Annotated in this window: 16 protein-coding genes; 12 read left to right on the forward strand and 4 right to left on the reverse strand. The window is 70.6% G+C overall.

The window, feature by feature from the left end; all coding sequences use genetic code 11:
• Positions 1-203: 203 nt before the first annotated feature.
• A complete protein-coding gene (locus BLQ91_RS14360) occupies positions 204-2,519 on the reverse strand; it encodes a helix-turn-helix transcriptional regulator (protein WP_090097336.1) in 2,316 nt (771 codons plus the stop codon).
• Between the two features lie 2 nt (positions 2,520-2,521).
• Positions 2,522-3,730, reverse strand: a complete 1,209-nt coding sequence (locus tag BLQ91_RS14365) for an Hsp70 family protein (RefSeq protein ID WP_143022650.1) — start codon at positions 3,728-3,730, stop codon at positions 2,522-2,524.
• Positions 3,731-3,949: 219 nt separating this feature from the next.
• Between BLQ91_RS14365 and BLQ91_RS14370 the strand changes: the two genes are divergently transcribed.
• The 4 genes from BLQ91_RS14370 (at position 3,950) to BLQ91_RS43610 (ending at position 9,540) form a co-directional block, all read left to right on the forward strand.
• Positions 3,950-4,855, forward strand: coding sequence for an IniB N-terminal domain-containing protein (locus BLQ91_RS14370; protein WP_090097338.1), 906 nt, complete (start codon positions 3,950-3,952; stop codon positions 4,853-4,855).
• A gap of 195 nt (positions 4,856-5,050) precedes the next feature.
• On the forward strand, positions 5,051-6,856 hold the full coding sequence (locus BLQ91_RS14375; RefSeq protein ID WP_090097339.1) for a dynamin family protein: 1,806 nt from the start codon (positions 5,051-5,053) through the stop codon (positions 6,854-6,856).
• Entirely contained in the window at positions 6,853-8,247 is a 1,395-nt protein-coding gene (locus BLQ91_RS14380) for a P-loop NTPase family protein (RefSeq protein WP_090097340.1), read from the forward strand. Before BLQ91_RS14375 ends, BLQ91_RS14380 begins: the two co-directional genes overlap by 4 nt.
• A gap of 15 nt (positions 8,248-8,262) precedes the next feature.
• Positions 8,263-9,540: a PhzF family phenazine biosynthesis isomerase gene (locus BLQ91_RS43610; protein WP_176959749.1), complete on the forward strand. Its 1,278-nt coding sequence runs from the start codon at positions 8,263-8,265 to the stop codon at positions 9,538-9,540.
• Here the strand turns inward: BLQ91_RS43610 and BLQ91_RS14390 are convergent.
• Positions 9,530-9,961, reverse strand: coding sequence for a nitroreductase family deazaflavin-dependent oxidoreductase (locus BLQ91_RS14390; protein WP_090097342.1), 432 nt, complete (start codon positions 9,959-9,961; stop codon positions 9,530-9,532). The two genes, BLQ91_RS43610 and BLQ91_RS14390, sit on opposite strands and share 11 nt — an antisense overlap.
• Positions 9,962-10,141: 180 nt before the next feature.
• Between BLQ91_RS14390 and BLQ91_RS14395 the strand changes: the two genes are divergently transcribed.
• Positions 10,142-11,092, forward strand: a complete 951-nt coding sequence (locus tag BLQ91_RS14395; protein ID WP_090097343.1) for a LysR family transcriptional regulator — start codon at positions 10,142-10,144, stop codon at positions 11,090-11,092.
• 173 nt (positions 11,093-11,265) lie between these two features.
• Here BLQ91_RS14395 and BLQ91_RS14400 read toward each other — a convergent pair whose 3' ends face one another.
• Positions 11,266-12,024, reverse strand: a complete 759-nt coding sequence (locus tag BLQ91_RS14400; RefSeq protein ID WP_090097344.1) for an SDR family oxidoreductase — start codon at positions 12,022-12,024, stop codon at positions 11,266-11,268.
• A gap of 108 nt (positions 12,025-12,132) precedes the next feature.
• Between BLQ91_RS14400 and BLQ91_RS14405 the strand changes: the two genes are divergently transcribed.
• The 7 genes from BLQ91_RS14405 to BLQ91_RS14435 all read left to right on the forward strand — a co-directional run bounded on the left by BLQ91_RS14405 (position 12,133) and on the right by BLQ91_RS14435 (position 18,583).
• Complete coding sequence (locus BLQ91_RS14405) at positions 12,133-12,447, forward strand: winged helix-turn-helix transcriptional regulator (protein ID WP_245733421.1); 315 nt, start codon at positions 12,133-12,135, stop codon at positions 12,445-12,447.
• Positions 12,448-12,714: 267 nt separating this feature from the next.
• Positions 12,715-13,659 carry a gamma-glutamylcyclotransferase gene (locus tag BLQ91_RS14410; protein WP_245733422.1) on the forward strand — a complete coding sequence of 315 codons (945 nt, stop codon included), beginning with the start codon at positions 12,715-12,717 and terminating at the stop codon, positions 13,657-13,659.
• A gap of 66 nt (positions 13,660-13,725) precedes the next feature.
• Positions 13,726-14,358: a DUF4232 domain-containing protein gene (locus BLQ91_RS14415; protein WP_090097346.1), complete on the forward strand. Its 633-nt coding sequence runs from the start codon at positions 13,726-13,728 to the stop codon at positions 14,356-14,358.
• A 223-nt stretch (positions 14,359-14,581) separates the two neighbouring features.
• Complete coding sequence (locus BLQ91_RS14420; protein WP_090097347.1) at positions 14,582-15,013, forward strand: hypothetical protein; 432 nt, start codon at positions 14,582-14,584, stop codon at positions 15,011-15,013.
• A 239-nt stretch (positions 15,014-15,252) separates the two neighbouring features.
• A complete protein-coding gene (locus BLQ91_RS14425; protein ID WP_090097348.1) occupies positions 15,253-15,513 on the forward strand; it encodes a hypothetical protein in 261 nt (86 codons plus the stop codon).
• On the forward strand, positions 15,513-15,764 hold the full coding sequence (locus BLQ91_RS14430; RefSeq protein WP_090097349.1) for a hypothetical protein: 252 nt from the start codon (positions 15,513-15,515) through the stop codon (positions 15,762-15,764). Before BLQ91_RS14425 ends, BLQ91_RS14430 begins: the two co-directional genes overlap by 1 nt.
• The gene (locus BLQ91_RS14435) at positions 15,764-18,583 is read left to right on the forward strand and encodes an FtsK/SpoIIIE domain-containing protein (RefSeq protein WP_090097350.1); all 2,820 of its coding nucleotides are present in this window, start codon (positions 15,764-15,766) and stop codon (positions 18,581-18,583) included. Before BLQ91_RS14430 ends, BLQ91_RS14435 begins: the two co-directional genes overlap by 1 nt.
• Positions 18,584-18,658: the final 75 nt, after the last annotated feature.

Consider the following 18,658-nt stretch of genomic DNA (forward strand, 5'->3'; position numbering starts at 1 on the left):
GGCGATCTCTCAGCGTTACAGGCTCGAGTCGCTCAACCGGACCAACTTCCGCGCAGGACGGCCCAACCCTCGATGCACCATCGGGTTATGCGCGCCCAGCGGGAGGAACGCACCGACGGACGTCAGCAGCGCACGACGAGCGGTGATCAGCAACGCAGGTGCGGGGTGCCGAGCGGCGAGGCGGCACACCGCCGGTGGCCCCCTCAAGCCCCCAGGATGTGCCGCAGCTGAGCCAGCAGGTCCGACCGGGAGGTGGATCCCAGCCGCTGCCGCATCCGTGCCATGTGGTGCTCGACAGTCTTGGCGGAGATGAACAACCGGTCCCCCACCTGCCGATAGGTCATACCCTCGACGACCAGCCGGGCCACCTCCCGCTCCCGGTCGCTCAGCTTCCCGGCGTCCTCGACGACGTCGACGGCCACGGCCTCGGCAGCCCGGCGAGCGGACACCGGCCGCCCCTGCAACAACCGGGCGCAGTCGAGCAGCCGGACCATCGCCTGCCGGTCGGAGGTCCGGATCGCGGCCTGACCGGCCAGCCGCGAGGCGTCCCACCAGAGCCCGACCGCGTGCAGGCTGCGCGCCGCGGCCTCGACCCGGTCCGGATCCACCTTCCCCGCCACCACGTCCAGCCAGCACTCGGCGGCGGCGGACAGGATCGAGCAGTACCTCGACCGTTCCCGGAACTCCCCCAGCGCGGCCGCGTGCTCCTCGGCGACGGCGGTGTTCTCGTCGATGATCGCCGAGTGCAGCAGGCTCCAGTGGAACTGCGCGGCCCACAACGGCGGGTTTCCCAGGGACTTCAGCAACGCGGAAGCCTGCGCCAGGTGGGGCGCCAGCCGCTCCTGGTCGCGCAACCGGGCGGCAGCCGCCGCGAACTCCCCCAGCGGCAGCAGGCTGAACAGGTCCACCGGATGCCGCAGAACAGCCTCACAAGCCTGTTCCCAGGTGCGGCGCAGGGTGGCCAGGTCGCTGTTGCGCCGAGCCACCCCGACCTCGAGCGCCACAGCGAAGATCCAGTCACGCGGCTCGAAAGCACCCCGGACGGACATCAAGGTCTCACGAGCCACAGCCAGGTTGCCGCGCGACATCTGCAACCAGGCCTGCAACAACCGGTGCCGCACGGACATCAGCACGCCACCGGTGCCGGTCTCCACAGCGCGGTCCAGCACGGACTCGGCCATGTTCGGCTCACCGCAGTGCACCGCCACCAGCGCCGCCAGCGCTGCCGGGCTGTCCGGCAGCAGCACCGCGCCGCCGGCGGGTTCGAGCATCGACGAGGCGCGGACCAAAGTGGACAGTGCGGCGGTCTCGGCCCCGACCACCGACTGCCGGACGCCCTGCAGCATCAGGGACGCCGCTCCACCGAGCATCGTCGGAGGCTGAGGTGGCGTCTCCTCGAACAGGTGCCCTGTTCCGATCAACCCGATGCCGGCGAACGCTGCCGCATAGGGAGTGGCCGCCCACCGGAACAGCTCGGTGCTGCGGGCCAACTGGCCGCGGTGCGCCAGAGCCACCGCGGCGACCTCGGCGGCGGTCCGGCGCTGCGGGGTGTCGGATGAACTGATCACCTGGTCGGCGAGGCGCAGAGCCGCGTCCAGGTCACCGGCCATCGCGGAGGCGGTGGCCCACGAGGCAGCGGTCTCGGCGGAGGGCGTTCCACCGCCGGTGGAGGCGTGGAACAGCCGAGCGGCCAGCGCGGGGTCCGACGACAGGGCCTCCCGGGCCGCGGCGGCGAACACCGGCCCGCCGATGCCGGTGTCCAGCAACGGCCGCACCAGCTCGAGAACCGGTCCGCCGCGGTCCATCTGCAGCTGGGCCAGCTTCTGACGCACGGCGATCCGCCGCTCGGCACGCGCGAGAGCACCGACAGCCCGGTGCGCGAGGGGCAGCAGGGTGCCGTCCTCGGCCAGCATGCCGGTGGCGCGGGCGGCCTCGATGATGTCGCTGACCTCGTCGAAGTCCTTGTCCAGCAACGCCGACAGCAGGTCGAGGCGCTGCGCGGCCCCGGCCTCGGCGGCCAGCAGGAACTTGTGCAGGTCGGGGTCCAGCCAGTCGAGCTCGCCGCGGAACGTGCTCAGCACCTCCGGCGAGACCTCGGTGGCGGCGCCGAGCCGTTCCACCAGCGCGGGCACGCCACCGGTCTGCGCGTGCACGAAGTCCACGACCGGCTTGGGCGCGTGCAGGAGGTCGCGGACCTGCTCGCGGGTGAACGGCGCCAGCGGCACGACCACGGCGCCGCGGGTCAGCTCGGCCAGCACGGCGCGGCGCGGCCAGGGGCGGTAGGCCACCGCCAGCAGCGGCTCGGCGGCGAGTTCGCGCAGGGTGGCGTCGTCCAGCAGGTGCGCGTCGTCGACGACGCGCACGGCGGTGTTGGTGATCTCCGACAGAAACGCTGTCTTGCCGTAACCGCCAGGCGCCGCGACGACGACGCGCAGGCGGGTGTCCGCGGTGGCGTCGTTGATCCGGTCGAGGACTCCTCGCACGGAGGTGTCCAGCACCAACCTGGCTCGCGTGGTCACGCTCAACGGCCGTCCTCATCATCGTCTCGGGATCGGGAACTGGACCGGCGTCCGGCCGGCTTCAGCACGCTCGCCACGCGCTTGACCCGGCGCGGCGGCAGCTCCAGCGGGGACACGTCCACCGGCGGGCGGGGCGGTGGCGCGGTGAACTCGTCGTCGTCCGGGGCCGGGACCTCGCCGACGGGGAAGCGCAGCGACTGTTCGCGGGTGTGCAGCAGGACCGAGGTGTCGAGCGGTTCCGGTTCGGCCTCGGGCCCCAGCAGGACCAGGCGGGCGGCGACCGCGAGGCCCTTGGCGACCGAGTGCTCCGGCGCCGCCTCGGCCAGCACCCGGCAGTCGACCGCGGCCGACAGCGCGTCGCCGACCACGGCCATCCGGCAGGCACCGCCGACGAGCAGCACCGCGTCGGGCTGCACCGGGCCGACCGCGCGGACGAAGGTGCCGACCAGGTGGTCGACGGACGGCCGGACCTCCTCGACGAACTCGTCGCGGGTGATCTCGACACCGCTCACCACCACCGACTGCCCGAACGCCCGCTTGGCCGCCTCGCACTCGACGGCCGACACGCGTCCGTCCTTGCCGAGCCTGCCGCGCACCAGCGCGCCCAGCAGGTCGTCGAAGTCGGCACCGGTGTGGTGGTCGACGCCCTCGACGTGGTTGAGCAGCTCGAACGTCCGGTTCTGCGCACGCCGGACGACCGACGCGGAGAACGCGTGGCTGCCCAGCGAGAACACCGCCAACGAAGCGTCGGGCAGCACACGGGCGCGCACGGCGTGGTTCTCGGCGGCCGCCAACGGCTCCGGCACGAGCGTCACGTCGTGCACGCCGACCGCCCGCAAAGCCCCGTGGAGCTGTCCGCGGCGATAGGGGCCCCACCCGGCGGGGTGGCTCACTGCCACGTGACGAGGCTGTTCACCCTCCCGGGCGACCACCTCGCCGATGACCCACATGATCATCAACGCGGTGAGCTCCTCGGCCGGGCACGTCTCCGGTCCCAGCGAGAACGGCACCGCGTCACCGGCCCTGCGGGCGAAGCCGAAGGCCGTCCAGCCGGGAGCGCCGAGCTCACCGACCGTGAACGTGCCCGCGTCCGTGAGCTGCAGCAACGACGGCACCACCAGCGCGATCTCGGCATCCCAGGTCCCGTCGAGGCGGCACACGGCAGCCGTCGTCCGGGTGGTCCCGACATCGACTCCGAGTACGTACGCCAAGTTTCTCCCTCACCTGTTCGCAGCAGCGACCAGTACCTACACGGGTGAAGAAGAGGCACTCAAGTGATGCCCCTAATCCCCTAGGGGGTCAACGAGCGTCACCCCATCGGGGAACGGGGATTCACTGGGCGTGATCCCCGATGCAGGGGAGGCCGGGCTCTCATAGCTTTCAGCCGCACACCCCGACCGATCCGTGCCTCAACCATGGAGTCCCTTCAGATGACCCAGCCCAGCACGCTCCACGACTTCGTGCTCAACCTGCTCAGCGACCCGGCCCTCAAGGACGCGTTCGCGAACGACGCCCAGGGCACCTTGGAGCAGGCCGGTCTGGCGGACATCACGGCCCTCGACGTGCAGGAGGTCATCCCGCTGGTGATCGACCTGCTGCCCGCCACCCCCGCTGGCCTGCCCGCCATCGACGGGGTGGACCTGGCCCTGCCCACTGACGACCTCCTCTCGGACGGTCCGCTCGGCGCCATCAGCCAGCTGCAGGCGGTCGCGTCTCAGCTGACCTCGTCGGGCCTCAGCCTGAGCGACCTGCACACCTCGTCGGCCGGCGTGCTGGCGGCGGACGCGGACGGCCTCAACCTGATCGTCGCGAACAAGACCCTGGGCGAGTACACCTCGACCAACATCGGTCTCGACGGCGACTTCTCCGCCATCGGCGACGTGACGAGCGTCCTCGACCAGACCACGTCGCCGCTCACCGGCACCGTGCTGGACGTGGCCGACACCGCCACCGCGACGGTCGACGCGCCGCTCGCGGGCGTCACCTCGACCGTTCCCGGTGTCGACGGCGCCCTCGGCCACCTCGACGGCGTGACGGGCCTCGCCCACGACGCCCTCGGCGTGCTCGGTGGCGGCGACGCCAACCTGGGCGTTCTCGACGTCTCCGGCCTGGGCGACCTGGCCGACGGCACCTTCACCGCGCAGTCCACCGAGACCGTCGCGACCGTCTCGCACACCGCGACCGGCGTGGTCGGCACGGTCACCGGAATCGGCAGCACCGCGACCGGCCTGGTCGGCGACGCGGGTGTCGGCAACGTGCTCGGCACCGTCACCGACGTGACGCACAACGTCCCGGTCGTGGGCGACGCCCTCGACCTCGGCGGCCTGCTCGGCTGAGCCACCCTCCCACCGCGGACCGGCCCTGTCCCACCTGGACAGGGCCGGTTCGGCGTCTCCGAGGCACCGTCCGACCGGCTCACGCGGTGAGGAACGTCACCGCCCCTCCGAACTGCCCGGTCCTGATAGAACAGGACCGGTCTCCCGTTCGAGGCTTTCACCCAAGGGGGTGAACACGGCACTATGAGTCAGGTGATGGCACCGCCCTGGCTCGACGTGCTCGACGAGACGATCGGGGCCTGCGTCACGCACCGGCGGCCCGATCTGGAGGCCCGGCTGCGCGAGAAGCGGGCACAGCAACTGGATCCCAAGTTGCGCGTCCTCGTCGTCGGCGAGTCCAAACAAGGCAAGAGCCAGCTCGTCAACGCGTTGCTCAACGCCCCCGTCTGCGCGGTGGGCGACGACATCACGACGACTGTGCCGACCTTCGTCCAGCACGCCGACACGCCGTCGGCGGCGCTGGTCCGCAACGCGTCCGCGGGCGGCTCGATCTTCCACACCCCGACCGAGCGCATCGCCGTGCCCATCGACCAGGTGACGAAACAGGCCAGCGCGCAGTCGAAGCACGTCGTGCGGGCCGAGATCGGCATCCCGCGGGCCCTGCTCGACAGCGGCCTGGTCCTGATCGACACCCCCGGCGTCGGCGACACCCGCTCCGCGCACACCGCCAGCACGTTCGCGACGCTGATGCAGGCCGACGCCGTGCTGCTCGTGTCCGACGCGACCGGTGAGCTGACGTCCGCGGAGATGACGCTGCTCAAGAAGGTCATGGAGGCCTGCCCGAACGTCACGGTGGTCGTCACGAAGATCGACCTCGTGCCGAGCTGGCGTGCCGTCGTCGAGCGCAACAGGGCCCTGCTCGCCCGCGCCGGCGTTCCCGCGAAGCTCATCCCCGTGTCGTCCGCGCTGCGGCTGCGCGCGGCGAAGACCGGTGACCAGCGGCTCAACGCGGAGTCCGGCTTCCCCGACCTGCTGGCGTGCGTGCAGCGCGACATCGTGGCGAGCGCCGACCTGCTGGCCCGCCGCGCCGTCGCCGTCGTCGCGTCGAGCGCGATCACGCAGCTGGTCACGCCGTTGCGCGAGGAGCTGACGGCCCACGACTCGTCGCACACCGTCGCCACGATCTCGACGCTGCAGGAGGCCCAGCGACGGGTCGACGAGCTGCGGCGCCGGTCCGCGCGCTGGCAGAACGTGCTCAACGACGAGATGGCCGACCTGATCTCCGACGTCGAGTACGACCTGCGCGACAGGACCCGCAAGATCCTGCGCGAGGTCGACAAGACCTACGACGAGGCCGACCCCGCGATCGGCTGGGACAAGTTCGAGCAGTGGCTCGAGGACAACCTCAACGAGGCCGCCACCACGAACTTCGCCTGGCTGATGGAACGCGCGGAGTGGGTGGCCGCGAAGGTCGCCAGGAACTTCCCCGTCTACCGGGAGGACCTGATCCCCGGTTCGGTGCTGCCGGACGACCTGCTCGAGCCGGCGAGCAAGCTGGAGAAGCCGAAGATCGAGCCGTTCTCGGTGCCGCAGAAGCTCTTCACGGGTCTGCGCGGCTCCTACGGCGGTGTGCTGATGTTCGGTCTGGTCACGTCGCTCGCAGGCATGCCGCTGATCAACGTGATCTCGCTCGGCGCCGGTGCCCTCTTCGGCGGGAAGTCCATTCTGGACGAGAGCGACCAACGGCTGAAGCGCCGCCAGGCGGCCGCGAAGGCCGCCGCGCAACGGCACGTGGACGACTTCTTCATGAAGTTCTCCAAGGACGTCCGCGACTCCGGCCGCCACATCCAGCGAACGCTCCGCAACCACTTCAGCACGCTCGCCGAGGAGCTGCAGGAGACGTTGCTGGAGTCGGCCCGCAGCGCCAAGCGCGCGGTGCAGGACGACCAGACCGAACGCGAGCGCAGGATGCGGGAAGGCCGCAAGGAGCTCGACAAGCTCGTCACGCTCTACAAGAGGGTGCAGGCACTCGGAGGTCCCGCGATGGAGCTCACCGCGTGACGCTGGACCGAGTCGTCTGGTCGATGCTGCAGGAAGCGATGGCGGTCTACCGGGACAGCCCGCGCGCCACGGCCTGGCTGCGCTCGCACGCCGAGCGCTACACCGAACCCGTGCGGATCGCGGTGGCCGGCCGGTCGAGGATCGGCAAGTCCACCGTGGTCAACGCGTTGATCGGCGACGAGTTCACGCCGCAGAGCTCGTTCGTCTGGTACCGGGGCGCTACCGAGCCGCGGGCGCACGTGTTCTCCGGCCCGGGCAGGCCGCACGAGGTCACGATCGGCAGGCGGGGCAGCCGCAACCACGTGGAGACCGGCCAGGTCGACCGCGCCGACCGGGTCGTCGTCGAGTGGCCTGCGCGGTCGCTGCGGGACGTCGTGCTGTTCGACACCCCGGCCGAGGCCACGCCGGAGCAGGTGCTCGGGGACGCGGACGCGTTGCTGTACCTGATGCGGCACGTGCAGGACGAGGACCTGAGGTTCCTGCGGTCCGCCAACGACCACCCCATCGCCCGCAACGCCGCCGTGCACACGGTCGCGGTGCTCGCCCGTGCCGACGAGATCGGCGCCGGGCGGATCGACGCGCTGTCGTCGGCCAAGCAGATCGCGCGCCGCTACCGCCGTGACGTGGCCGTGCAACCGTTGTGCCAGAACGTGGTCTCGGTCGCCGGGCTGTTGGCGGTGGCCGCGAGGACGGTGCGGGAGGACGAGTTCGCCGCCCTGCGGGTGCTGTCCTCGCTCGGCCGCGAGGAGCTCGAGGACCACCTGCTGTCGGCGGACAGGTTCGTCGGCGAGCAGTTCCCGCTGACGATGGAACCCGCTGTGCGCCAGGCGTTGCTGGAGCGGTTCGGGATCTTCGGCGTCCGGCTGATCACCGCGCTGATCCGGCAGGGCTTCGACTCGCAGGTGAAGCTCACCGGGCAGCTGGTGCAGCGCAGCGGGCTCGGGGAGCTGCGCGACTCGATCGCGATCCACTTCACCGAGCGCCGCGAGGTCCTCAAGGCCCGATCGGCGTTGCTCGCGCTCGACGTCCTGCTGCGGGTGGAACCGCGGCAGCAGGCCCGCAAGCTCGTGACCGACCTCGAACGGGTCGTCGCCTCCGCGCACGACTTCCGCGAGCTGCGGCTCGTCGCGGCGCTGCAGTCCGGGCGCACGAAGCTGCCCGCCGACCTGCAGGGCGAGGCGCTGCGGCTCGTCGGCGCGGAGGGCACGGCTCCGGCCGTACGGCTGGGATTCGAGTACGAGGCCGACGCCGGGGAGCTGCGGGAAGCGCTGCTCGACGCGCTGGTCCGCTGGCAGGCGCAGGCCCTCGACGTCCACGCGCCGAACGACCACCGCAGGGCCGCCCAGGTCGTGGTCCGCACGTGCGAGGGGCTACTCCCCCGGTTCGGCTGAGGCACGATGGTCCGCATGGAACTCGTGCCGTGGCAGAACGAGCACTTCGGCTACATGCTGCGGTGGGCGTCCGATCCCCGCATGACCGCCCACGTCGGCAACGGCATGCCGTGGACGCCGGACTACGTGGGCGAACGCCACGCGCAGGCGTTGAAGCACTGGGAGGAACACGGCTTCGGCTTGCACGCCGTCGTCGAGGACGGCGTGGTGATCGGGCTGGCGCAGATGCTCGACGGCGACCTGGGGCAGATCGAGATCGGCTACTGGATCGACCCGGCGCACTGGGGCCGCGGGGTCGCCACCCGCGTCGCCGCGGAGCTGCGGGACAAGGCCCTCGCCATCGCCGACCGGGTCGTCGCGGGCCACCAGGCGGACAACGTCGCGTCCGGGCGCGTGCTCGAGAAGGCCGGGCTGACCTACTTCACCAGCAGGTGCAGCGGCGGAAGAGTGGAGCACCACTACGCGTTGCAACGGGGTATGAACGACACCGGGGTACTGCGCTACAGCGCGTTCACGAAGGACCCGGCGGGCGGCAACCCGGCCGGAGTGGTGCTCGACGCGAGCGACCTCACCGACGAGGAGATGCTCGCCATCGCCGCGAAAGTGGGTTACTCGGAGACGGCGTTCGTGCTGCCGCGGTCCGAAGAGCGCGTGTTCGACGTCCGGTACTTCAGCCCGAAGGCCGAGGTGCCGTTCTGCGGGCACGCCACGATCGCCACGTCCGTCGCGCTGGCGGAGCGGATCGGGGACGGGACGCTGACGTTCCACACGCCCGCCGGTGAGATCGCCATCGAGACCTCCGGCGGCACGGCGTCGCTGACCAGCGTGCCGACCAGCACGTCCGAGGCCGCTCCGGAGCTGGTCACCGCGGCCTTGGAGGCGTTGGGGTACGAGGAGGTCGGCTCCGGGCCGGTGCACGTCGGGTTCGGCGGGGCGCGGCACCTGATCGTGCCGCTGCGGGACCGCGAGCAGCTGGCCGCCCTCGACTACGACTTCGACGCGTTGCGCGACCTGATGCTGGAGCACGACCTCACGACCGTGCACCTGTTCTGGCGCGAGCCGGCCGGCCTCGTGCACGCCCGCGACCCGTTCCCGGTCGGCGGCGTGGTCGAGGACGCGGCGACCGGGGCGGCCGCCGCGGCGTTCGGCGGCTACCTGCGCGACCTCGAGGGACCGCAGCGGTTCGTGATCAGCCAGGGCGAGGACATGGGCAGGCCGTCGCGGCTGGAGGTCGACGCCACCCGCGAGGACCGGCGGGTCACCGTCACCGGTGCCGCCGTCCTCATCCCTTGACGCGCTCCAGCACCACGATCGGGATCTCGCGGTCGGTCTTGCCCTGGTACTCGTCGTAGTCCGGCCAGACCTCGGTCATGAGCTTCCACAGCCGGTCCCGCTCGGCGGGGCCGGCGGTGCGGGCACGCGCCTGGAACTTGTCCGCCGCGACCTGCACGTGGACCACCGGGTCCTCGGTGACGTTGAGGTACCAGGACGGGTGCGCGGGCGCGCCACCGTGCGAGGCGACCACCACGTACCCGTCACCGTCGGGCTGGTAGATGAGCGCGGTGCGCCGCAGCTCGCCGCTCTTGCGCCCCTTGGTGGTCAGCAGCAGCGTGTGCACGCCGGGCCGCCACTCGTGGCCCTCCGCGCCGTCGGTCTCGACGTACTTCCGGATGTGCTCTTGCACCCAACTCGTGGGAGAGTCCTTCACCGCCATGTGTTCGACGCTACTGCCGCGGAGCGCAGGGTGCGCGGCAGCAGCGTCGAACCGAGGGGTGCACCCTCCCGCACCGGACCCGTTGGCGCTGCCGCAAGCGCCGGGCCGGAAGATCGATCGAAGTCACTATGCCCCGATCGAAGGGTGGCGGCGCATTCAGAAGGGGGATACAAGGTCTTTATGCCCGAGCTGGAGCTGCGCCACCTCCGCGCGGTACGGACCATCGCCGAAGAAGGCAGTGTCACCAGGGCCGCGACGCGCCTGGGACTCACCCAACCGGCGCTGTCGGCCCAGCTGCGCACCGTCGAGAGACTCGTCGGCGGCCAGCTGTTCGACCGGACGCGCAACGGTTGCGTCCCCACGGACCTCGGCCGCCGAGTGCTGGGCACCGCACGCCTGGTGCTCGACGAGATGGCCCAGCTGATGAGCACCACCCCCGCCGCGGACCGCCGCGGACCGCTGATCTTCGGCTGCATCCCGGTCCTGTACTTCGCCCGGCTCGTCGAAGGGCTCCGGGAGCTCAACTCCGACGTCCGCGCGGAGGTGCGGCCCTCGTCGGCGGAGATCGTGGACATGCTGGAGGCCGGACAGGTCCACGTCGCGCTGTTCGAGTTCTTCGACGGGATGCACGCCCGCGACCTCGCCGGCATCGAGCTGCGCAAGCTCGTGACCGAGCCCGCGTTCGTGGCCCTGTCGGAGACGGACCCGCTGGCGTCGCAGGAGGAAGTGGAGCTCGGACAGCTCGCGGACCGCGACTGGGTGACGCCGCCCAAACCGCACATCGGCTCGCGGACGCAGCTGTTCCAGGTCTGCGCGGACGCCGGGTTCGTGCCCCGGCTGACGCACCACACGGGTGAGGCGAGCATGGCCAGGGGGCTCGTCGCCGGCGGGTGCGTGTCGTTCGCGGCGGCGCCCTCGCGGACCGGGGAGGGCATCGTGATCCGGCGGCTGCGGGGGATGCCGTTGATGACGGACTTCTTCGTGGCCACCAGGAGGGATTCGCCGGTGGCCGGGCGGGCGCACGAGGTGTTCGCCTGTGCTGCTGAGGCTTATCGGTCCGTGTTGGACCGGAATCCGGAGTACCGCAAGTGGTGGGACGCGCATCCGGAGGCGCATCCGGAGTTCAACTGAGGGATCTGGTGGGCTTCGCCGGGGTGCGGGTTTGGGTTTGTCCGGTGCCGGTTCCAGCGGGCTGGTTGCGTTGGTTGGCCGGGTCGCGTTGCGAGGGCGTTCGCGCGGCTGGCGGCGAACTCGCCCCGGTGGTCGCCTTGCGAGGGCGACCACGGGAAGGCGCAGCGCGTGGGTCAGATCGCGATCGGCCGGGACGGGCGGCCGATCAGCTTCTCCAGGTCCGGGCGCACCTCGGCGAAGACGCCCTCGCGGATCGCCTTGAAGAAGTCGACGACGATCGGGGGCAGGCCAGCTGCGACGAGGTCGTCGTCGCTCACGTCGCGGAAGCGGTCGCCGGCCAGTTCGGGGAACGACCACGAGGTCGAGCCGGTGAGCTCGTAGGTCTGGTTCTCGTGGCCCTCGGTGGTGAGGGCGACGGCGGCGGCGAGGGCGTAGTCGTCGCGGGCCGCGCTCGCGATGCGGCCGTCCTTCGTGGAGACGGCGACGGTGTCGGCGGAGAGGGCGCCGAGGTAGTTCTCGTGGTACATGCCGTTGCGCAGGAAGGTGTACGGGATGCCGGTGGCGCGGATGGCTTCCTCGGTCGCCTTGTGGACCGCGGCCACGCCGACGGTGGAGGTGTCCGCGTCGGTCAGGCTGGTGTAGAGGATGTGGCCCACGCCGGCTTCGACGGCCTTGGCGACGGCGTTGTCGTGCTGCTGGATGCGGGTCTCGGTGTCGGGGGCCTCGCCGGACACGACCAGGAGCTTGTCCGCGCCGCGGAAGTCGAGGGTCTCGGGCTTCTCGAAGTCGCCCTGGCGGACCTCCACGCCGTCGAGCGTGAACTTCTCCGGGTCGCGCACGGAGACGATGACCTGCTCGTTCGTGCGGTCGAGGACGTAGCGGACCACTGCGTTGCCGAGCTGGCCGGTGGCGCCGGTGATGAGGATCGTCATGAGCGGAAGCATGGAGAAAGCGCTAACCTTTGGTAAGTACCCACTTTGGAGTCGGGTACTTACTCGGAGGTGAGCATGCAGGTCACCATGTGTCCGGAGCGGGCGATCATGGAGCACATCACAAGCAAGTGGGGTGTGCTGGTGCTGCAGGTGTTGTCCGACGGCGGGTCGTGGCGGTTCAGCGCGCTGCGGCGCGAGCTGGAGGACGTGGTCAGCGAGAAAATGCTCACGCAGACGTTGCGGACGCTGGAGCGGGACGGGTTCGTGCTCCGGGACGTGAAGCCGATCATCCCGCCGCACGTCGAGTACGCGTTGACGCCGCTCGGCCAGGGGGCCGCCCGTCACCTGGTGGCGCTCGCCCAGTGGATCGAGGCCAACCAGCCGGAGGTCAGCCAGGCGCAGCGGCGCTATGACGCGTCCTGAGGTTCATTGGAGAACGGCAGCTCAGACATCGGGTCGGTCACCCGTTTGCGAAGTGAACGTTCTCACACCTCCCTGGTCAGAGCAGTGGATCATCGGATGGGTCACGATCAGGGGGCGCATTCGGAGGCCTTGAACTGGCACAATGGACCAATGGCCCAACCGTTCACCGACGACAGCCATCCGGCGGAGCCCTATCCGGGCACTCGTCCAGACCACTGTTTCGTCCACGTCGATGAAACGGGCTGGCCAGTGCGACCGGACCTCACGATGGAGTCGGGATGGCGTGTGGAGCCGGAGGACATCGATCTGGACCAATGGCTCGCAAACCACGGTGAGCCCCCGCTGGCCGCCCGGATGCCGGTCCTCGGTTACGGGTCGAACGCCAATCCCAGCAAGCTCACCTGGCTCCGCGAGGAGCTCGGTCTCGAAGGCCCCGCTGTCGTGCTCCGCGCACGGTGCGAGGGCCTTTCTGCTGTCTGGGCCGCCGGGCTGCGCATGCGGGACGGGCAGCGGCCGGCCACGCTCGCCGGGGCGCCCGGCGTCACCGAGGAGCACTCCATCTGGTTCGCGACGCCCGAGCAGCTGAGGGTGCTGGACCGGTGCGAGGGGCGCGGGCTGCGGTATCGGCTCGTGCGCGTGCACACGGGGCGTGTGGTGCTTTACAACGGTGGCGTCATCGACAGCGTTCTGGCGTACACGGCGGGCTCCAAGAAGCGGATGCCCGTGCTCTTCAACGGCCGTATGGTCCGGTGCGCGGACGTCTCGCAAAGAGGCGCGCGTGTGCTGGGTGAGAGGCCCGCGATGACCGACGGCCTGGACGTGACCGAGGTGTACGGGGAGCCGTCCGCGGACGACTGGCCCGAACTGCTGTTCGTCTACGGGACGCTCCAGCCCGGCGCGAGCGCCTGGCAGCTGATGGAGCCGCACGTCGTGGAGTCCGAGGTGACCCACCTGCCCGGCACGCTGTTCGACACGGGGCTCGGTTACCCGGCCCTGCGTCCCGGCGCCGGTCTCGGCGTGCCCGGCTTCGTGCTGCGGCTGCGGTCGCCCGAGCTCGCGTTACCGCAGCTCGACGAGTACGAGGGCGACGACTACCGGCGCGTGCGGGTCGTGCTGCCGGACGGGCGGATCGCCTGGACGTACATCTGGACCGCCGCGGTGAAGGGCATGGCCGAGCTGCCCGACGGCTGGGACGTCCACCAGATCCGGTGAATTTCCGGCACGTTGTGTGGGCTTGTTGGTAATTGGGCACATCCTCCAGTGGTAGGAGGTGCAACCATGACACGACGGTTGATCGCTTGCGGACTGCTGGCGCTCGCTTCCGTTACGGCCTGTGGGACCAGAACGCCGGAAAACGCCGCGCAGACGCTGCCGACTGCGTCGTCCACGTCGTCCACGTCGTCCGCGTCGTCGTCCACGTCGTCGTCCACGCCGTCATCGACCGATCTGTCGTCCGCTCCGGCTTCGGACAGCCCGGGAGCGGCCGGCCAGGCCGTGAAGCGCTGCGACTCGACCACGCTCAAGGGCGAGGTCGCCCCGACCGACGCCGGTGCGGGCAACAGGTACGGCAGGTTCATCGTCACGAACTCCGGTACGGAGCCGTGCACGTTGAACGGCTACAGCGGTTTCCAGCTGGAGAACGCCTCCGGCGTGGTGCCGACCAAGCTGGAGCGCAAGGCCGATCCGGGGCCTTCCCCGACGACGCTCGCGCCAGGTGCCAAGGCGGCGGCGAACCTGCACTGGAACGTCGTGCCCGCGGGCGGCGAACCCCTGGAGGGCCCGTGCCAGCCCGAGCCGTCGAAGGCCTCGGCCATCCCGCCCAACGAGACGGCGCCGCTCAGCGTGGCGTGGACCCTGGGTCCGGTGTGTTCCGGTGGCCGGATCGAGATAAGCGCCTTCTACGCCGCTTAGGCGCAAGCACCCGGATGTCCTCGCCGTGCTGCCGCACGACGAGGACGTCGCCCGGTGGCACAGGCCCCGACCGGGCAGCCGATCGTCCTAAGAAGACATTTCATCGGCGCACCGGCCGGGTCCGCGGTTCCGCGTTCGGGAGGTGGCCCGCCGGGTGGCGGTGAGGCCCTCACCCAGGTGCTGGAGCACGCCGGTCGCGTCGTCTGACACCATCTCTGCTGCCATGGACGAAGACGACCTCGTGCTGCTGATCACCGTTGTGGTCGAGGCGGCGGACGAGCACCAGGCGCGCGCCGCGTGCGACGCGCTCATCAGCCGTGCGGGTGCCCAGCTCGTGGACGCCCGCGACTGCTCGGACGAGGAGCCCGGTTGCTGGGCCGTCGTCATCACCCGGCGGAGCACCGAGAAGGCCACCCACAACGTCTCGGCGGCGCTGGCGCGGGCCGTGCGGACCTTCGTGCGCGGCCTCGGCGACGGCTTCCCGACGCCGCGAGTGGCGTGCGAACCGCCCACGGCGTGGACAGTGCTGGACGATCCGGAGCTCATCAACGGCCTCGTGCCGGGCGCCGAGCGCGTTCTGGTCGAGGCGTGGGCCGGAGATGACCCCTTTGGTGCAGGCACTTTGCGTGACAACGCCCCCGCGGAGCCGTCTTGATTCACCCGGCCGGTCGGCATGAACGCTCGACAGGCTGTAGGCGCCATTGTGAGAGTTGCTACACCCGTGGACGAGGGGCCAGCCGCGCGCTCAACTGATCATTAAATCAAGGCCCGTTCGAGTGCATTCAGGCATCCACCCGGTTAGCCGATCTTCGCTCTCAACTGTGAAAATTTGGGCACAATCTCTACTGAGGGTGGTCTTCAACCACCTCTGTTCCGGAGGGTTCGGGAGCCGACATGGCCAGCATCGAAGAGGTCCGTGCCGCAATTGCCCAGGCGATCGACAAGGCGAGCCAAAGCCAGTCGGCCCTCCAGCAGGCGGCTGATCTCGCCGAGGACGCGCAGCAGCTGCTGACATCGGTCACGCAGGGCTCCGCGCAGGCGGACGTCGAGACGACGAACGCCCAGTTCGCCCAGGTCGTGTCCGGCGTGAGCGAGCTGCAGAACTACCTCGGCGCCGGCATTTCCGGGGCCGAGGGCATCAACAGCAGGCTTTGATGGCTTCCATCGCCGAGGTTCGCGCCGTGCTCGAGCAGGCGAGCGAGATCCTGCGCGAGTCGTACCGCAGTGTGCGATCAGCGCAGGAGGACCTCGACGAGGCGGTCGTCATCCTCGCCGAGTCGAGCGAGAACCACCACGAGTCGCTGCTTCCACCGGAGTTCGTGCGCGCCAAGGAAAAATTTCCTGATCAACTCGAACTGATGGTGGGAACCCTGGAGCGCATCCAACGACTCACCGTGGAGCTGTGATGAGCAGGCGCGACGACCGGCGGCGGAGGATCGAGGACGCGTTCGCGGAGTTCCAGCGCGCCGTCTCGGCCGCGCTGGGCTCGGTGGCGCGCGAGCACCGTGCGCTCGCCACCGAGCACGCCGAGGACATGTTCGAGCTGACCGTGCGCGGCATGGGCGTCGACAAGGCGGTGCAGGACGCCGCGCTGAGGAACGTCACGCCGTTCCTCACGGTCGACGAGAAGCGCACGGGGAACCCGCGCCAGGCGCCGCTGTCGATGGCGCAGTTCGCCGACCGGCTCGCGCAGATCAAGCACGACTGGCAGCAGTCGTACCGCGAGTGGACGACCTCCGGCCCCGACCAGCTGACGGCACTGGTGAACTCGGTGGCCGCCGGACCCGCCTCCTGGCCGTACGAGGCGTGGCTCGGCCATCCGGGCACCCACGACGGCAGCCAGGGCGTGCCGGAGCTGTGGCGCATCGGCACCGGCGTGGTGACGTCCGCGCCGGAGACCAGCCCGTTCCCCGTTGCGGTGCCGCTGCTCGACCAGGCGCACCTGCACATCTCGTCCACACCGGACACCCGCCAGCTCGCGGACACGCTGGTGGAAAGCCTTTTGTTGCGGGTGCTGTCGCACTTCCAGCCGGGCCTCGTGCACGTGCACGTGTGGGACGTCGGCCAGCTGACCGGGTCGCTGCCCGGCCTCTACCCGCTGACCCGCGCGAACCTGCTGACGGTGCACGACCCGGCGCGGCTGCACGAGCTGCTCGACGAGCTGTCCGAGCACATCCGCCAGGTGCACACCAAGGTCCTGGTCGACGGCCACCTGACCGTGCGCTCGGTCAGCGGCGAGGGCCGGCGCACCGAGCCGTGGCGGATCGCCGTGCTGTTCGGCAACCGCAAGGCGTTGAAGGAAGAACACCTGCAGCAGCTGCAACGCGTGGCGCGCAACGGTTTGGCGTGCGGCGTGCAGCTGTTCATCGTGGACATCCCGATCACGATCAACTCGCCGGTCGAGACGGTGTCGTTGCGCGACGACGGTTCCGCCACCTGCACGATGACCGGCAAGCACGTCGCCGTGACGCTGGATCCCGCTCTGCCTCGCACCCTCGTGCCGCGGGCGTGTGCCGCCATCGCCGAGAAGCGCGAGGAACGCCGTTCGCGCATGAGCAAGTTCGGCGACCTGCTGCCCGACAGGCCGTGGACGGAGAACTCGTCGGCCGGAGTCATCGCGCCCGTCGGCTTCGACGACGGCGAGCAGGTCTGCGTGCAGCTGGGCGACACCTCGCCGCACGCGTTGATCGGCGGGCCTTCGGGCTCCGGCAAGACGAACTTCCTCTACGCGATGCTCGGCTCGTTGTGCGCGCGGTACTCGCCGGACGAGCTGGAGCTCTACCTGCTGGACTTCAAGGAAGGCGTGTCGTTCGCGCAGTTCGCGCCGGGCCGCAAGGACCCGTCGTGGCTGCCGCACGCGCGCCTGGTCGGCGTGAACGTCAACACCGACCGCGAGTTCGGCGTGGCACTGCTGCGCTTCCTGTCCGACGAGATGCGCCGGCGTGCCGACGCGGCGAAGCAGCACGAGGTCACGAAGCTCGAGCACCTGCGCGCCGAGGACCCGTCCGGCCGCTGGCCGCGGATCGTCGCCGTGATCGACGAGTTCCAGTACCTGTTCGGCGAGCGCGACCAGGTCACCGCCGCCGCCACCCAGCTGCTGGAGGACGTGGCGCGCCGCGGCCGTTCGCAGGGCATCCACCTGGTGCTGTCGTCGCAGGACGTCTCGGGCATCGAGGGGTTCTGGGGCAAGTCGGCGATCTTCGAGCAGTTCACCGTCCGCATCGCGCTGCCCAAGGCCCGCCGCGTGCTGGCCGAGCCGCAGAACGACGCCGCCGTGGAGCTCCCCCGCTGGCACGCGGTGATCAACCACGAGTCGGGTGTGAAGCCCGGCAACGAGATCTGCCGCATCCCGGACTCGACGTCCAAGGGCACCATGGACCTGCTGCAGACCCAGCTGTGGCGGCACGAACCCGGCCAGGCGCCCGGCCTGTTCGACGGCAGCAAGATCCCGCTGCTCGACGCCCTGCCCGACTTCCTGGACCTGCGCCCCGGTGACGCGTCGCCCACCGTGCTGCTCGGACAGGTGATCGACGTCGCGGGCAGCGCGGCACGGGTGAGGTTCGCCCGCACGCCGGGCCGCAACATCGCGGTGATCGGCTCCGTGGTCCAGGACGCGGCCGCCGTGCTCGGCGGAGCGGCCGCGTCACTGGGCAGGCAGCACGAGCCGCACGAGGCGGCGTTCACGCTGGCCTGCCTGGTGGACGAGGCGATGCCCTCGGCGCTGCACCTCGCGAAGCGCCTGAGCGCCGACGGGCACGACGCGTCGGTGGTCGGCATCGACGGCATCCGCGAGCTGCTGGACAGCACGGCGGCCCGGTTGCAGGCGATCAACACCGGCACGGCCGACTCGCCGCCGTCGCCGCACTACCTGGTGCTGTACGGCGTGGACGCGGCGCAGACGTTGCTGGAGCAGAAGGACCCGGCGACCCGCTCGTCCGGTGTGGACAGCCTGCGCACCGTCCTGAAGCACGGCCCGGAGAACCGCACGCACGTGCTGGGCTGGTGGCGCGGCGTGCAGAGGCTCAAGGCGAGCCTGCCGCCCGGCGTCCACGACGACATCGGCGCCTGGGTGGCGTTCGACGTGCAGGGCAAGGAACTGCTGTCGCTCGGACCGGAGCAGGTGATGGCGTGGTCGCCGCGGCCACGGCGCGGCCTGTTCTTCGACAGGTTCGAGCACTCGCGACCCCAGGTGATCATCCCGTTCGACACCGGAGAAGCGTCTTGACCTCGTCCTCGCGCCTGACGGCAGGGGACTCCGACCCTCGCGGATCGAGTTCCCCGCCCCACGGGCAACCGCCTC

It is taken from the genome of Lentzea jiangxiensis (assembly GCF_900104175.1).
In the GTDB taxonomy this organism is placed as follows: domain Bacteria; phylum Actinomycetota; class Actinomycetes; order Mycobacteriales; family Pseudonocardiaceae; genus Lentzea; species Lentzea jiangxiensis.